General features: G+C 67.1%; 12 protein-coding genes. 8 read left to right on the top strand and 4 right to left on the bottom strand.

Annotation, left to right across the window (positions count from 1 at the left end; genetic code table 11):
* Nucleotide 1: 1 nt before the first annotated feature.
* The 4 genes from ABH915_RS00435 to ABH915_RS00420 all read left to right on the top strand — a co-directional run bounded on the left by ABH915_RS00435 (nt 2) and on the right by ABH915_RS00420 (nt 6,126).
* The gene (locus ABH915_RS00435; RefSeq protein WP_370116565.1) at nt 2-1,003 is read left to right on the top strand and encodes an ABC transporter permease; all 1,002 of its coding nucleotides are present in this window, start codon (nt 2-4) and stop codon (nt 1,001-1,003) included.
* Nucleotides 1,000-3,168 (top strand): dipeptide ABC transporter ATP-binding protein, encoded by a 2,169-nt coding sequence (locus tag ABH915_RS00430; RefSeq protein ID WP_370116563.1) that lies wholly within the window; start codon nt 1,000-1,002, stop codon nt 3,166-3,168. Before ABH915_RS00435 ends, ABH915_RS00430 begins: the two co-directional genes overlap by 4 nt.
* Before the next feature lie 69 nt (nt 3,169-3,237).
* On the top strand, nt 3,238-4,935 hold the full coding sequence (locus tag ABH915_RS00425; RefSeq protein WP_370116560.1) for an ABC transporter family substrate-binding protein: 1,698 nt from the start codon (nt 3,238-3,240) through the stop codon (nt 4,933-4,935).
* 135 nt (nt 4,936-5,070) lie between these two features.
* The gene (locus tag ABH915_RS00420; RefSeq protein ID WP_370116557.1) at nt 5,071-6,126 is read left to right on the top strand and encodes a Gfo/Idh/MocA family oxidoreductase; all 1,056 of its coding nucleotides are present in this window, start codon (nt 5,071-5,073) and stop codon (nt 6,124-6,126) included.
* Between the two features lie 165 nt (nt 6,127-6,291).
* Here ABH915_RS00420 and ald read toward each other — a convergent pair whose 3' ends face one another.
* Nucleotides 6,292-7,410: an alanine dehydrogenase gene (gene ald / locus ABH915_RS00415; RefSeq protein WP_018775404.1), complete on the bottom strand. Its 1,119-nt coding sequence runs from the start codon at nt 7,408-7,410 to the stop codon at nt 6,292-6,294.
* A 246-nt stretch (nt 7,411-7,656) separates the two neighbouring features.
* On the opposite strand from ald, the gene ABH915_RS00410 reads away from it, so the two are divergent.
* The gene (locus tag ABH915_RS00410) at nt 7,657-8,877 is read left to right on the top strand and encodes a PucR family transcriptional regulator (protein ID WP_370116554.1); all 1,221 of its coding nucleotides are present in this window, start codon (nt 7,657-7,659) and stop codon (nt 8,875-8,877) included.
* 8 nt (nt 8,878-8,885) lie between these two features.
* Here the strand turns inward: ABH915_RS00410 and ABH915_RS00405 are convergent, their stop codons facing one another.
* From ABH915_RS00405 to ptsP, 3 genes are all read right to left on the bottom strand, one after another.
* Entirely contained in the window at nt 8,886-9,155 is a 270-nt protein-coding gene (locus ABH915_RS00405; RefSeq protein ID WP_370116551.1) for a hypothetical protein, read from the bottom strand.
* Between the two features lie 74 nt (nt 9,156-9,229).
* Nucleotides 9,230-9,652, bottom strand: a complete 423-nt coding sequence (locus tag ABH915_RS00400; RefSeq protein ID WP_018775407.1) for a helix-turn-helix domain-containing protein — start codon at nt 9,650-9,652, stop codon at nt 9,230-9,232.
* A 22-nt stretch (nt 9,653-9,674) separates the two neighbouring features.
* Nucleotides 9,675-11,360, bottom strand: a complete 1,686-nt coding sequence (ptsP, locus tag ABH915_RS00395) for a phosphoenolpyruvate--protein phosphotransferase (RefSeq protein WP_370116548.1) — start codon at nt 11,358-11,360, stop codon at nt 9,675-9,677.
* A gap of 184 nt (nt 11,361-11,544) precedes the next feature.
* On the opposite strand from ptsP, the gene ABH915_RS00390 reads away from it, so the two are divergent.
* From ABH915_RS00390 to ABH915_RS00380, 3 genes are read left to right on the top strand one after another with little or no spacing between them, the layout of a single operon-like run.
* Complete coding sequence (locus ABH915_RS00390; RefSeq protein ID WP_370116545.1) at nt 11,545-12,273, top strand: TetR/AcrR family transcriptional regulator; 729 nt, start codon at nt 11,545-11,547, stop codon at nt 12,271-12,273.
* 58 nt (nt 12,274-12,331) lie between these two features.
* Entirely contained in the window at nt 12,332-14,317 is a 1,986-nt protein-coding gene (locus tag ABH915_RS00385) for a PTS mannitol transporter subunit IICBA (protein WP_370116542.1), read from the top strand.
* The gene (locus ABH915_RS00380) at nt 14,317-15,465 is read left to right on the top strand and encodes a mannitol-1-phosphate 5-dehydrogenase (RefSeq protein WP_370116540.1); all 1,149 of its coding nucleotides are present in this window, start codon (nt 14,317-14,319) and stop codon (nt 15,463-15,465) included. Before ABH915_RS00385 ends, ABH915_RS00380 begins: the two co-directional genes overlap by 1 nt.
* Nucleotides 15,466-15,537 lie beyond the last annotated feature (72 nt).

Below are 15,537 nucleotides of genomic sequence, written 5' to 3'. Positions count from 1 at the left end.
CATGACCAACCTCAACACGATTGACCCGGCCGCCGTCCTGGACGAAGGAAAGTTCGGCGACGACAACGTCGTGATCGGCAAGTCGCGGATCATCCTGCGGCGCTTCCTGCGCAACCGCACCGCCGTCGCCGGCCTGGCCATCTTCCTGGCCCTGACCCTCTTCTCCTTCATCGGCGGCTTCTTCAGCAGCTGGGACAAGGAGACCATCGACCCCTTCAACATCGGCATGCCGCCCTCCGCGGAGCACCTGCTGGGCACCTCCCAGGCCGGGATCGACCTCTACGCCCTGACCGTCGAGGGCACCAGGGTATCCATCCTGATCGGCGTCGTCGTCGGCCTCGTCTCGGTGCTGATCGCCGCCATCTACGGCTGCACCATGGCGTTCTTCGGGCGCAAGGTGGACAAGGTCATGCTGTTCATCCTCGAAGCCCTGATCATGATGCCGGCCCTGCTGGTAGTCGCGGTGGCCACGAGCGGCGGCGCCAACGGCCTGAAGAACACCGTCCCGAGCTGGCTGCTGCTCATCATCGTGCTGCTGGTCTTCAGCTGGATGGGCACCGCACGCCTCATCAGGTCCCTGTCGCTCTCACTCATGCAGCGTGACTTCGTCAAAGCCTCCCAGTACATGGGCATCCCGTCGCACCGGATCGTCTGGCGCCACCTCGTGCCGAACATCGGCTCCCTGCTGGTCCTCGAAGTCACCCGCGGGGTCACCGGCGCCATCCTCGCCGAGGTCGCGTTCTCCTTCATCGGCATCGGCATCAAGGTCCCCGACGTGAGCCTGGGCGTACTGATCGGCCAGTCAACCTCCCAGGTCTCCACGTTTCCGTGGATGTTCTGGGCCCCCCTGATCGTGATGTTCCTGCTGACCGGCTCGCTCGCCATGATGAACGACGGCCTCCGCGACGCGTTCGACCCCAGCTCCAGCTCCGTTGGCCGCGCTAAGAGGGTCAGCGCCACTGGCACGAAACAGTCTGGCAAAACACAGAAGAAGATCAAATGACCAGCGACACCACCGCACGGGACACCGCCCAAGGCACCGCCGAGCGCCTCCACGCCGCCGGGCTGCACGCCCCCACCGACGCGGTCCTCTCCGTCCGGGACCTCAACGTCAGCTTCAACACCGAAAACGGCGTGGTGCACGCGGTGCGCGGCGTCGACTTCGATGTGATGCCCGGCAAGACGCTGGGCATCGTGGGCGAGTCCGGTTCCGGCAAATCGGTCACGTCCATGGCGATCATGGGCCTGCTGCCCCCGACGGCGGAAATCACCGGCTCCGTCCGGCTGCAGGGCAAGGAGCTCCTGGGCCTTAGCGACAAGGCCATGTGCCGCCACCGCGGCAGCGACCTCGCGATGGTGTTCCAGGATCCGCTGTCCTCCCTGACCCCGGTCTACACGGTCGGCACCCAGATCATCGAGGCCCTGACCGTCCACAACCCGACCATGAGCAAGCAGGCCAAGGAAGCCCGCGCCGTCGAACTCCTGGGGCTGGTCGGCATCCCCAGCCCGAAGGACCGGCTCAAGGCCTTCCCGCATGAGTTCTCCGGCGGCATGCGCCAGCGCGTCATGATCGCCATCGCGATCGCCAACAACCCGCGGGTCCTGATCGCCGATGAGCCGACGACGGCGCTGGACGTCACCATCCAGGCGCAGGTCCTCGAGGTGCTCCACGCCGCCCAGGAGGAGACCGGCGCCGCCGTCGTCATGATCACGCACGACCTCGGCGTGGTCGCCGGCATGGCGGACGACATCATGGTGATGTACGCGGGCAGGCCGGTGGAGACCGGCAGCGTCGATGACATCTACTACAGCCCGCGGATGCCCTACACGATGGGCCTGCTCGGCGCGGTCCCGCGCGTGGACGTCGCGGAAAAATCGTCGCTGGTGCCGATCGATGGCATCCCCCCGAACCTCACCCAGCCGCCCACGGGCTGTTCGTTCGCGCCGCGTTGCCCGCTGGCCACCGAGGCCTGCCTCGACGGCGAACCGGATCTCCGGGCGGTGGCGCCCGGTGCCGGGCACAGCGCCGCCTGCATCAAGAGCGAGGCCCTCGCCGACGTCGATGTCCACACGGTTTTCGCCGTCCCGGCCGTGCCGGTGTCCCGCTTTGACAGCCTTCCCCGGCTCGAACGCAAGACTGTCCTGGAACTCCGCGACGTCAAGAAGCACTTTCCCCTGATGAAGGGCGCCCTGATCAAGCGCAGGATCGGCACGGTGAAGGCCGTGGACGGGCTGAGCTTCGATATCCGCGAGGGCGAGTGCTTCTCGATCGTGGGGGAGTCGGGCTGCGGAAAGACCACCACCCTGCTGGAAATCATGGAATTCCACAAGGACCAGGACGGCGAGGTGGTGATTGGCGGGCTGAGCAACAAGCAGGCCGCGGACGCACGGGCCAAGAGCGCCATGCGCAAGGAACTGCAGATGGTGTTCCAGGATCCCACCGGGGCACTGGATCCGCGCTTCACCGTCTACGAGGTCCTGGCCGAGCCGATGGAAAACCTGGGCATGCCCAAGGCTGCCATCCGGAAGCGGATCATGGAGCTCATGGAGCTGGTGGGCCTGCAGGCGGACCACGTCAACCGGTTCCCCAACCAGTTCTCCGGCGGCCAGCGCCAGCGCATCGGCATTGCCCGAGCCCTCGCGGTGAACCCCCGGCTGGTGGTCCTGGACGAGCCAGTCTCCGCCCTGGACGTGTCGGTGCAGGCCGGCGTCATCAACCTCCTGGACAAGCTCCGGGCCGAACTCGGCCTCAGCTACCTCATGGTGGCCCATGACCTCTCCGTGGTCCGGCACATCTCCAACCGCGTTGCCGTCATGTACCTGGGAAAAATCGTGGAGATCGGCGACGTCGACGCCGTCTTCGACAACCCCCGCCACCCCTATACCCGTGCCCTGCTCTCCGCGATCCCGGTACCGGATCCGGAGCTGGAGCGCACCCGCGAGCGGATCATCCTCCAGGGCGACCTGCCCTCGCCGCTGGAAGCGCCGGCGGGCTGCAACTTCGCCACCCGCTGTCCCGTGTTCGCAGCCCTGCCGCCGGCCAAGCAGGAGAAATGCCTGACCCTGGAACCGGCCCTCGAAGCGTCCGCCACCGACCAGCAGTTCGCCTGCTTCTACCCGGACGGCAAACTGGACGCGGACATGCTGGTTGTCCACGAAAACCACTGACTCACCTCACCAGCACACCACCCGAGAACCCACGCATCACACTCGCATGAAAAAAATGAAGGGGATCACATGAAAAATCGGACCAGGATCGGCGGCCTCACCGCCGTCGTGGCGGCCCTTGCGCTGACCGCCTGCGGCAGCGGTGGCGCCTCAACCACCGCCCAGAGCGCCAAGGCGCAGGATGCCTCCGGCGACCTGAGCAAGCTGGTCAGCGTCAACGCCAAGAAGGCCGCCGAGTTGCAGCAGGGCGGTACCGTAACGCTGCCCCTGGGCAACATCGGACCGGACTTCAACGGCTTCTCCAACGCGGGCAACTCGGCGGACAACACTGAACTGCACTACCCGATCGACGAGGCCGGCTACGTGGGCTGCTGGAAGCTGGACTTCGACGGCACCGCCAACCTCAACAAGAACTTCTGCGAAGACTTCAAGAGCGAGATCAAAGACGGCAAGCAGACCATCACCATCAAGATCAACCCGAAGGCCGCCTACAACGACGGCACCCCGATCAACGCCGCCACGTTCGAGAACACGTGGAAGATGCTCAACGGCCAGAACAAGGACATCGACATCGTCTCGTCCGGGGCCTACGAGTTCATCGACTCCGTCAAGGCCGGAAGCAGCGACAAGGAAGTCGTTGTGACCACCACCCAGCCGGTGTACCCGCTCAGTGACATGTTCGGCGGGTTCATCCCGCAGACCGTCAACACTCCCGAAATCTTCAACACCGGCTTCACGGGCGAACTGCACCCCGAGTGGATGGCCGGCCCGTTCAAGGTGGACAAGTTTGACTCTGCCGCCAAGACGGTCTCCCTTGTGCCGAATGACAAGTGGTGGGGCGAGAAGCCCGTCCTGGACAAGGTGATCTTCCGCCAGTTGGAAGCCAGCGCCGAGATCGCCGCCTTCAAGAACGGCGAGATCGACATGGCCGACGGCCGCACGCTGACCAAGTACAAGCAGCTTGAAGGCACCAAGAATTCCGAGGTCCGCCGCGGCCAGCGCCTCTTCGCCGGCGGCCTGAACCTGAACGCCCTGAAGGCCCCCCTCACCGACGTCGCAGTCCGCAAGGCAATCTTCACCGCCGTGGACCGTCCCGCGATCCGCGCCGTCCGCTTTGGCGGACTGAACTGGGAAGAGAACAGCTCGGGCTCGATGATGCTGATGCCGTTCTCGAAGTACTACCAGGACAACTACCCGGTCAAGGAAACCGGCGCCGATGCCGCCAAGAAGGTCCTGACCGACGCCGGCTACACGGCCAACGCCAAGGGCATCATGGAAAAGGACGGCGTCCCGGCGTCGTTCAAGATCACCAACTTCGGTGACGACCCCACCGCCCTCGCCACCGTGCAGACGCTGCAGAAGCAGCTGCAGGCGGCCGGCATGGACGTTGGCATCGACCAGCGCGGCGACGCCGACTTCGGCAAGGTGGTTGGCAGCCGCGACTTCCAGCTCACCATCAGCGGCTACACGGTAGGCGCCGACGCCACCTCCGGCGTGAAGCAGTTCTACGATTCCAAGACCAATGAGAACGAACTCGGCGACGCAGAGCTGGACAAGGCCATCAAGGACCTCGCGTCCATCCAGGATGACGCCCAGCGCAACAAGGCCGCCATGGACGTCGAGAAGAAGCACATGGAGAAGTACTTCTCGATGGGCGTCATCATGAACGGCCCGCAGATCTACTTCGCCCGCACCGGCCTGGCCAACTACGGTGCAGCCCTGTTCCAGACCCCGGACTGGAGCGTCGTCGGCTGGGACAAGAAGTAAGCCCCGCTGACTGAGCAGCACTGAGCAGCGGCCGAGGCCGGTGCCCCCGGAACCATCCGGGCGGCGCCGGCCTCGTTCGATTAAGCCCTGCCGGTCGGCAACCCGGGCTCCGGCCCAGCCGGTAGCCTTGGCACCATGAGCAACGATTCAACCCGGCCCATCCGCACCGCCGTCGCCGGCTTCGGCCTTTCGGGCAGCGTCTTCCACGCCCCGTTCATCGCAGCAAACCCCGCCTATTCGCTCGACGCCATTTCCACCTCCGACGCCGCCAGGAAGTCTGCAGCAGCACACAGCTATCCGGCGGCCAGGATCGTCGACACCCCGGCCGGGATCCTGGAGCTCGCGGGCGAACTGGACCTGCTGGTGCTCGGCACGCCGCCCGCCACCCACTACCCACTCGCGAAAGCGGCGCTGGAAGCCGGGCTCGACGTCGTCGTCGACAAGCCGTTCGCTGTCCGCAGCGCCGAAGGACAAGAGCTCATAGACCTGGCCGCTCGGCTGGGCCGGGTGCTCACGGTGTTCCAGAACCGGCGCTGGGACGGCGACTTCCTCACGGTGAAGGCCCTCATGGACACCGGAGCCTTCGGCACGGTCAGCCGCTTTGAGTCCCGCTTTGAGCGGTGGTCGCCCGACGTCCCCAAAGCCTGGAAGGCGGCCGCCACGGCGGACGACGGCGGCGGAGTGCTGTTTGACCTCGGCACGCACCTGCTGGACCAGGCCGTGCAGCTTTTTGGGCCGGCCACGGTCACGCACGCGGAGCTGGCCGTCCGGCGGCCCGGAAGCAAGGCGGATGATGACGTCTTCGTGGTCCTGCGGCACAGCTCCGGGGTGACCAGCCATCTGTGGATGAACATGCTGTGCGCCCAGCAGGGCCCGCGCTACCGCATTCTGGGCAGCGAGGGCGGCTTCACCAAACACGGCGTGGACCCGCAGGAACCCTACATCGTGGCCGGCGGAAGCCCGCTGGACGCCGACTACGGCGTGGAAGATCCGGACTGGGCCGGGCTGCTGGGACGCGACGGGCACCTGGACCGGCTGCCCACCGAACGCGGCGCCTACCCGGAGTTCTACCGGATCCTGGCCGCCAAGATCGCCGACGGCGGTGCCGCCTCGGCGCTGCCCGTGCCCGTCGACCCCGCGGGCCCGCTCCAGGTGCTGCAGCTGATCGAGCAGGCCCGGTCCCTGGCTTAAACACCCATCGACTGCTCCGCAACTGCCGTTCTGGGGGTCCAAAAGGGCGGTAACGGAGCAGCCGATGGGGTTCCCTGGCCGAGCTTGCGAGGCGAGGGGGCCGGTGGGGAGGAGCAGCCGATGCAGTGGTGGCTACGCGGAGATGTGTTGGTTACGCGGTGCTGGCTACGCGGAGACCAGCTCGTGCCAGTCGGCGACGAGGGGCAGGTTGTGCGCCTCGGAGACCGAGCGGTGCGCAACCTTGCCGCCGGCGATGTTCAGGCCGGCGGCCAGGGCGGCGTCGCGCTCAAACGCGGCCTTGACGCCCAGGTTAGCCAGTGAAACGGCGTAGCGCAGGGTGACGTTGGTCAGCGCGTACGTGGACGTGTTCGGGACGGCGCCGGGCATGTTGGCGACGCAGTAGAAGATCGTGTTGTGGACCTTGTACGTCGGTTCCTGGTGCGTGGTGGGGTGGGTGTCCTCGAAGCAGCCGCCCTGGTCCACGGCGATGTCCACCAGCACGGAGCCGGGCTTCATCCGGGCCACGAGCTCGTTGGTGACGAGCTTCGGGGCCTTGGCGCCCGGGATCAGGACCGAACCGATGACGAGGTCGGCGTCGACCACGGACTTCTCGATCTCGTACTTGTTGGACGCGACGGTCTTCAGGCGGCCCTGGTACTGGGCATCCAGTTCGCGCAGGCGGTTGATGTTGATGTCCAGGATGGTGACGTCGGCGCCCAGGCCCAGGGCCATGGCGGCGGCGTTGGTGCCGGCAACACCGGCGCCGAGGACAACGACCTTGGCCGGACGGACGCCCGGGACGCCGCCGAGCAGCACGCCCTTGCCGCCAGCCGGGGCCATCAGGGAGGTGGCGCCGACCTGCACGGACAGCCGGCCGGCAACCTCGGACATCGGGGCCAGCAGCGGCAGGGACCTGCCCTCCTGGACCGTCTCGTAGGCGATGGCGGTGACGCCGGAGTTGATCAGTGCCTGCGTCAGTTCCGGTTCGGCGGCCAGGTGCAGGTAGGTGAAGAGGACCAGGCCCTTGCGGAAGCGGTGGTATTCGGCCTTGACCGGTTCCTTGACCTTCAGCACCATGTCGGCGCGGCCCCAGACGTCGTCGGCTTCGGCGACGATCTCGGCGCCGGCGATCGCGTATTCCTCATCCGTGATGCCGGACCCCAGGCCCGCGCCGCGCTCGACGAGGACCTCGTGGCCGTGGGTCCGGAATTCGTGGACGCCGGCCGCCGTGATGGCGACGCGGAATTCGTTGTTTTTGATCTCTTTGGGTACGCCGATGATCATTTGTTAGCTCCAGTGGATGGTGGCCTCGTTGGCCAGAATGAGCGGGGGGATTCGTACTTCCAGAATAAATCCCGCTGTGAGGCACGCGACAGGTGCCGCCGCCGGGGGCGGGACGCCCGCCGCGTCATTCCGGGGTTTTTCAAATCCGGGCATAGACATTTGTCGAGGGAGCGGACGTCAGGTGTCGGCTCGTGTCCGTCGCGGATGCATTCGCAGTGCGGCGGGCCGGGGCAGTAGTCTGGCAGGATGCAGCAGCAGGACGTGGAGCAGCTCGTGGAGCAGGTGGCGCAGCGGCTGGGCCGCGGTCTCTCCCTCGAGGACCTCGACGGCTTACTCCTCGCCTACAGCTCCAACCAATCCCATGCGGACCGGGTCCGGGTGAACTTCCTGCTCAGTAAGCGTGTCCCCGTGGACGTCATCGCGTGGCAGCTCTCGCACGGGATTGCGACGGCGGTCCGGCCGGTCGTCGTGCCGGCCAACGCCGACCTCGGCATGCTGGGGCGTGTGTGCGTGCCGCTGCTGGTGCGGGGCTTCCGGGTGGGGTATCTGTGGGTCCAGCTCGACGCCGAGGAGCCTGGCGCCACGACCGTCCTGGCCCAGCTGCAGGATGTGGCCCCGGAGCTGGAGCAGCTGTCCTCCCTGCTGCTTGATTCCAACACGGCGGAGTCCGAGTTCCGGCGCCGGCGCGAGCAGGAGTTCCTGGCGGCCTGCGCCGGGGAGGCCAACGCGGCGGCGGCTGTCGCGGGCTGGAAAGAAGTCCAGGGCAAGGGACCCTGGCAGCTGGTGACCGTCCTGGACGCCGATGGCTGGGCCGGGGGCTCGGATCCCATCGCCGACACGCTCATTCACCGCTCCGCGGCGCTGCAGGCGACCATCGGGGTGGATGCCGCACTGTTCAGCGCCGGCACGGAGACGCACGCGGTGGTGCTCTTCAAGGAATCCACGGGACGCGCGGACCACGCCCAGGTGCTGGTCCACTACCAACTCGAACTCGCCAAACGCTCCGGGCGCACGGTCCGGCGGATCATCCTGGGCACGTCCGAGGGATTTGCCAAGCCGCGGGAACTGGCCGAGGCCTACCGGCAGTCACGGCAGGCGGCCCAGGCCGCGGCGGTGGATCCGCAGCTGGGCGAGCTCGTCGACTGCCGGGCCACCGGCGTCTACCAGCTGCTGGCCTCGGCCGGGGGCGGCGCGGGGGCCTGGGCAGATGCCGGTTCCGTGTATTTCCGCATCCTCGAGGACCATGACCGCAACCACGAGCTGCTGCCCGTGCTGGAGCTGTTCTACGACAACGACGGCTCGGTCCAGGAGGTCGCGGCCAAGCTGCACCTGCACCGGAGCAGCATCTACAACCGGCTCGGCCGGATCCGGCAGCTGCTGGGCGTGGACCCGCTGAAGGGAATGGTGCGGCTGGAACTGCATGCCGGGCTTAAGGCGCGGCGCTGGGCGGCCCGGCCCAGAATCTAGCGGGGCGCTTAGCCCTCGCGCTTGGAGGGGTCGGCGTCGAGGGCCGGCTTTGCATCGTTGCCAAGGTCCTGGCGAAGGTCCGGGCCGGGGCCGGCGGTGCCGGCGGCGTTCCGGCGGCGGGCAATCCGGCTGTCCACCCAGAGCGACACCGCTACGAAAGCGACGCCGCTGGCCAAGTAGGTGGCGGTGTTGTTCAGGCCCATCGCGGTTCCGAAGATGCCAGCGAGCAGCATGGCGGCGATCCCTGCCACGATGTGCCACCCTCTGAATTTACCCACATTCCAAGCTTAACCCGCGGGATATCAGTGCTTCCGCGCCGGACGGGGATCGTTGCTTGATCCTTATCACTGCTTCATGAAGCATCTGCTCCCTCGTCATCCTGGCCGGCCGGCGTCGCGGCGCCCGTACTATTCTTCTTCTGCGTTTCGAGCCAGGCCATGACATCGGCCAGCCGGATCCGGCGGTGCGTTCCCCGGTATTCCACCGGGATCTCGCCACGGTCGGTCATGTTCCGCAGATACGTGTGCGAGATCCCCGCAAGCTCCGCGGCCCGGGACGTCGTCAGCATTTCCTCGACGCTGCTGACCGTCACGGCCTCGCCGCGGCTGAAGCGGCCCAGCAGATCGACGACGGCGTCCCGCGCCGCCGGCGGCAGCCGGTGGACCGTGCCGTCCACGAACACCGTGATGTCGTGGCTGCCGTCGAGGGCGTACCTGAGGTTCTGCGCATCCTCGGCCGGGAGGCCGGCCGTGACCCGGGGGGCTATCAGTGCCATGAGTGCATCCTAGCCGCAGCCACTACAGCCCAAGGTCCTCCAACACCGGCAGCTTTGCCCGCACCCAGGCCCGGGCCTCGGTAGCGCTCGGCGCGGACAAGGCCAGCTTGGCCAGCTCCCGCGCCTCGGCCAGGGTGACGGTCTTCAGCACGGCGGCGACGGCCGCGATGGAACGCGCCGTCATGGACAGTGTGGTGACGCCCAGCCCCGTGAGGACGACGGCGAGGGCAGGGTCCGCCGCGGCCTCGCCGCACACGCCCACCGGTTTGTTGTGGCCCTCGGCCGCGGAACCTTCCACGGTCAGGCCCACGAGCCGCAGGACGGCGGGCTGCCAGGGCGTGTTCAGGGCGGCCAGCGGGCCGAGCTGGCGGTCGGCTGCCATGGCGTACTGGGTGAGGTCATTGGTGCCCAGGCTGGCGAAGCCGACCTCGCGGAGAATGGCCTCGGCCGTCAGTGCCGCCGACGGGACCTCCACCATGACGCCGGGCGTCTTGATCCCTGCCGCGGCGCACAGCGAGGCAAAGCGGGCCGCTTCCTCAGCGGTGGAAATCATCGGGGCCATCACCCAGACGTCGGCCTCGGATGCCTTCTCGGCCAGGGCAATGGCCTGCAGCTGGCGCTCCAGGACCCCGGGCGTGGTGAAGTCGGTCCGGTAGCCGCGGACGCCCAGGGCGGGGTTGGGCTCGGTGGCGTCGGTCAGGAACGGCAGCGGCTTGTCCGCGCCGGCGTCGAGCGTGCGGAGCACCACTTTCTTGCCGGGGAATGCGTCGAAAACGCCCTGGTAGGCGGCGGCCTGTTCCTCCACGGTCGGCTCGGTGTCCCGCTCCAGGAAGCAGAATTCGGTCCGGAACAGCCCCACGCCCTGGGCGTTCAGGCCGGCCGCGGCCACGGCGTCCTTGGCGCCGCCGACATTGGCCAGGAGCGGCACGAGGTGGCCGTCCGCCGTCGTGCCGGTCCCGTCGAAGGCGGCGAGCAGCGACGCCGTGGCGGCCCAGTGGGCTGCGGCCGCGCGCTGGGACTCGTCGGGGTTCGCGGTGATGAGGCCGGCCGCGCCGTCCACGTACACCTCGGTGCCGTCGGCGAGTTCGTCGACTCCGGCCGCGGCGACCACGGCGGGCAGACCCAGGGAGCGGGCAATGATCGCGGTGTGGGACTGCGGGCCGCCGCCGGCGGTGACCAGGGCCAGGATCTTCTCCGGATCCAGGGTGGCGGTATCGGCCGGGGCCAGGTCCTCGGCGATGAGGATGAACGGGGTGGGGGACACGGGAATGCCCGGCGCGGGGACTCCGCGCAGTTCCGCCACGATCCGGGAGCGGACATCCAGGACATCCGTGGCGCGCTCGGCCATGTAGCCGCCCAGGTTGTGCAGCATTTCCGAGACCGAGGCGCCGGCTTCCCAGATCGCCCGTTGCCCGGAGGTGCCGCGGCCGATCAGTTTCGCGGCGGACTTGAGCAGCATGGTGTCGGTGGCCATCAGGGCCGTGGCCTCAAGGACGGCCTTGCCGTCGCCCGTGACGGTCTCGGAACGTGCCTTCAGTTCGTCGTGGACGGATTTCGCCGCGGCCTTCAGCGCCGCCGTCGCATCTTCCGCCGTGACGCCGGCGGCGAGCTGCTCTCCGGCGGGCGGTTCGCTGATCGGTTTGGGCATCTGCCGGACGGTGCCGATGATGCGGCCGGGGCTAACGCCTACTCCTGGGAAGTTCTGCACTGAAGGTCCTCATTTTCTGTCGTAGGCCAGTGGCCACAAGCCGGTAAATCAAGTGCCGCCGCTGACCCTGCTGGTCAAATGCGCCTGCGGCTGACGGCTACGGCAGCGGGCGGGTCACGGCACCTGAAAAAATTGTATGTGATGCAGTTCATATAGCGTTGCTATAGGTGCTAGGGTAGCGGTTATGAGTATCGATGGCCAGCTACCACCCAAGGCCCGGCTGCTGCGTGCGGCCGCCGAGCTGCTGGCCAACTCCGGCGGATCCCCAGTCTCGACCCGCCAGATCACGCAGCAGGCCGGTGTTACGGCACCGACCCTCTACCACCACTTTGGTGACAAGGAAGGGCTGTTCGACGCCGTCGTCGCAGCAGGTTTCGACGAATATGTCGCGGGCGAACGTGATTTCGCGCCCTCTGGCCAACCTCTGGAAGACATCCGGAGGATGTGGGACAACCATGTCCAGTTCGGGCTGAAACAGCCGGAACTGTATCTCGTCATGTTCGGCAATATCCGCCCTGAGAGCCGCCCGGCCATCGTCGCCGATGCCGAGGCCCTCATGGAGGAAATGCTGAACAAGGCGGCTGTCTCCGGCCAGCTCAACGTCCCGCCCAAGGAGGCGGCCAGGTCCATCCTGGCGGCCAACGTGGGCATGACACTCATGCTGATCGCGGAAAAGGCGCCGGAGCGGAACCTCGAGCTCTCTGCCATGACCCGCGATGCCATGATCTTTGCGGTTTCCACCGAGCAGGCCCGGGACAACGGTTCTGTCGACAGCGGAAAGTCCTCAGTGGTTGTGGCGGCCATCGCATTGAACGCAGCACTGCAGGCGTCCCACTCGGACCAGCTCTCCAGCTCGGAACTCAAGCTCTTCCTCGAATGGCTCCACCGGATCTCCAACAGCTCCACCAGCTAGCTCGGCGAAATTATCGGACCATCCTGCAAAGCAGCGGGAATGACGGTTAGGAATTCACATGGCAACAGAGACAGTTGCGAAACCACGCACCAGCGTCCGCGTGCACGTCCAGAAATTCGGGACGTTTCTGTCCGGAATGATCATGCCCAACATCGGCGCCTTCATCGCCTGGGGCTTCATCACGGCCCTCTTCATCCCGGCGGGCTTCTTCCCCAACGCGGAGCTCGGCAAGCTTGTCGGGCCCATGATCACGTATATGCTCCCGCTGCTGATCGGCTACACCGGCGGCCGGATGGTCTACGGCGTGCGCGGCGGCGTGGTGGGTGCGGTGGCCACGATGGGCGTCATCGTCGGTACCGACATCCCGATGTTCATCGGCGCCATGATCCTCGGCCCGCTCACTGCCTGGATCATGATGAAGCTGGACAAGATCTGGGAAGGCCGCGTCAAGCCAGGCTTCGAGATGCTGATCGACAACTTCTCGGCAGGCATCCTGGCCGCCGCCATGGCGGTCGTCGGCATGCTGGTGGTCGGCCCGGTCGTGAAGGCCTTCAGCAATGGAGCCAGCGCCGTGGTCGAATTCCTCGTCCTCAACGGCCTGCTGCCGTTCACGAGCATCTTCATCGAGCCCGCAAAGGTCCTGTTCCTCAACAACGCCGTCAACCACGGGATCCTTACCCCGCTGGGCACGCAGCAGGCGCTCGAGCAGGGGAAGTCCATCCTGTTCCTGCTCGAAGCCAACCCCGGTCCGGGCTTCGGCATCCTGCTCGCTTTTTCAATCTTCGGCAAGGGTCTGGCCAAGGCGTCCGCGCCGGGCGCAGCGGTGATCCAGTTCGTCGGCGGTATCCATGAGATCTACTTCCCGTACGTCCTGATGAAGCCGATGACGATCTTCGCCGCAATCGGCGGCGGCATGACCGGCATCTTCACGCTCGTGGTCACCGGCGCCGGACTCCGGTCCCCGGCAGCCCCGGGCAGCATCATCGCGGTCTACGCCTCAACGGCACGCGACAGCTACGTCGGTGTGACGCTCTCCGTCCTGTTTGCCACCACGGTGTCCTTCCTGATCGCCTCGGTGGTCCTGAAGGCCAGCAAGGCGCCCGCCGAGGACGACCTCGACCAGGCCACCCACCGGATGGAGGCCCTGAAAGGCAAGAAGAGCTCGGTGTCCGCCGCCCTGATCGGTGAGGGCGTGGGCGCCAGCGGCGTCGCCGTCCTCGCCACCCCGATCAAGAACATCGTCTTTGCCTGCGACGCCGGCATGGGCTCCAGCGCGATGGGCGCCTCGGTGCTCCGCAACAAGATCAAGGCCGCCGGCTTCCCGGACGTCAAGGTCACCAACTCCGCGATCGCCAACCTCACCGACACGTACGACGTCGTCATCACCCACCAGGACCTGGCCGAACGGGCCAAGCCCGCAACCGCCAGCGCCGTGCATGTCTCTGTGGACAACTTCATGAACAGCCCGCGGTACGACGAGATCGTGGAACTGGTCGAGGCCAGCAACACCGAAGCCGTCACCACGGACGCGGGATCCGCCCCTGCCGCGGCCGACGCCGTCGGCACCCCGGAGGCCCCCGCGGCAGCCGAGGCCGAAGCCGAGGAGGGCCCCGCCGGCATCCTGGTGGCCGAAAGCGTCGTCCTCAACGGCCGCGCGACCACGCGGGACGCCGCGATCGACGAGGCCGGGCAGCTCCTGCTGGACCGCGGCGCCGTCGACTCCGGCTATGTGGACGCCATGCACGAACGCGAGGAATCCGTGTCCACCTACATGGGCAGCTTCCTGGCGATCCCGCACGGCACCAACGCCGCGAAGGACCACATCATGAAGTCCGCGGTCTCTGTGGTCCGCTACCCGAACGGCATCGACTGGAACGGCAAGGAAGTGAAGTTCGTCGTCGGTGTGGCCGGCGTCAACAACGAGCACCTGCACATCCTGTCCTCAATCGCCAAGGTCTTCACCAACAAGGCCCAGGTGGCCCAGCTCGAGGCGGCCACCACGGTTGACGAAGTGCTGGCCCTGTTCGGAAAGGTCAATTCCTAGTGAAGGCTGTTCATTTCGGAGCCGGAAACATCGGGCGCGGCTTCGTGGGCCTGTTGCTGCACGACGCGGGGTATGAGGTGGTGTTCGCCGACGTCGCGGACGCCCTCATCACCGAGCTGGCCGCCGCGGACAGCTACGAGGTCCACGAAGTGGGCGAGAACCCCGCCGTCCGTACGGTCAACAACTTCCGGGCGCTGAACTCCGGCACCCAGGAGGCCGCCGTCGTCGCGGAAATTGCGACGGCGGACATCGTCACCACCGCCGTGGGGCCGCACATCCTGAAGTTTGTGGCGCCCGTGATCGCCAAGGGGATTGCCGCCCGCCCCGCCGGGCTGGCGCCCCTGCAGGTGATGGCATGCGAGAACGCGATCAACGCCACGGACATCCTGAAGTCCGAGGTCGTTGCCCAGTGGGATCCGGCCGCGGGTTCCCTGGACGCGGCCGCCGTGTTTGCCAACACGGCGGTGGACCGGATCGTGCCGAACCAGGAGGCCGGGCAGGGCCTGGACGTCACGGTGGAGACGTTCTATGAGTGGGTGATCGACCGTACCCCGTTCGCCGGGAAGGAGCCGGTGGTCCCGGGCGCGACGTTCGTGGACGATCTGGAGCCGTACATCGAGCGGAAGCTGTTCACCGTCAACACGGGGCACGCCGCGGCGGCCTACTTCGGATTCGAGGCCGGCCTCGGCAAGATTTCCGAGGCCATGGCCGATCAGGACGTCGCCGCCGATGTGCGCGCCGTCCTGGACGAAACCAAGGAGTTGCTGGTGGCCAAGCACGGCTTCAACCGGGCGGACCAGGAGGCGTACGTGGAGAAGATCCTGGGCCGCTTCTCCAACCCGCACCTGCCGGACACCGTCACCCGGGTGGGCCGTGCCCCGCTGCGCAAGCTCAGCCGGCACGAACGCTTCATCGGTCCGGCTGCCGAGCTGGCCGAACGCGGAATTGTCCCCGAGGCGCTGCTCGGGGCCATCGCCGCGGCCCTGCGCTTCAACGATCCGGCCGACGCCGAGGCCGTGGAGCTGGCGAAAATCCTCTCCGCGTCCACGCCGGACGAGGCCACGGAGAAGATCACCGGCCTGGCGGCGGACCACCCGCTCTTCGCCGCCGTCTCCGCCCTCATCGAGGAGGCCAAGGCGGTCGTCTGATCAACGCCGCCCTAGCTGGGCCGACGCCGGAACTCACCTGAGTTCCGGCGTCGGCGTGTTTAAGCCGTCACC

The sequence above is a fragment of the Arthrobacter sp. MW3 TE3886 genome, assembly GCF_041262145.1.
Lineage (GTDB): Bacteria > Actinomycetota > Actinomycetes > Actinomycetales > Micrococcaceae > Arthrobacter.
Note: the sequence above shows the minus strand (reverse complement) of the source record. Positions and strands in the feature narration are given on the sequence as shown.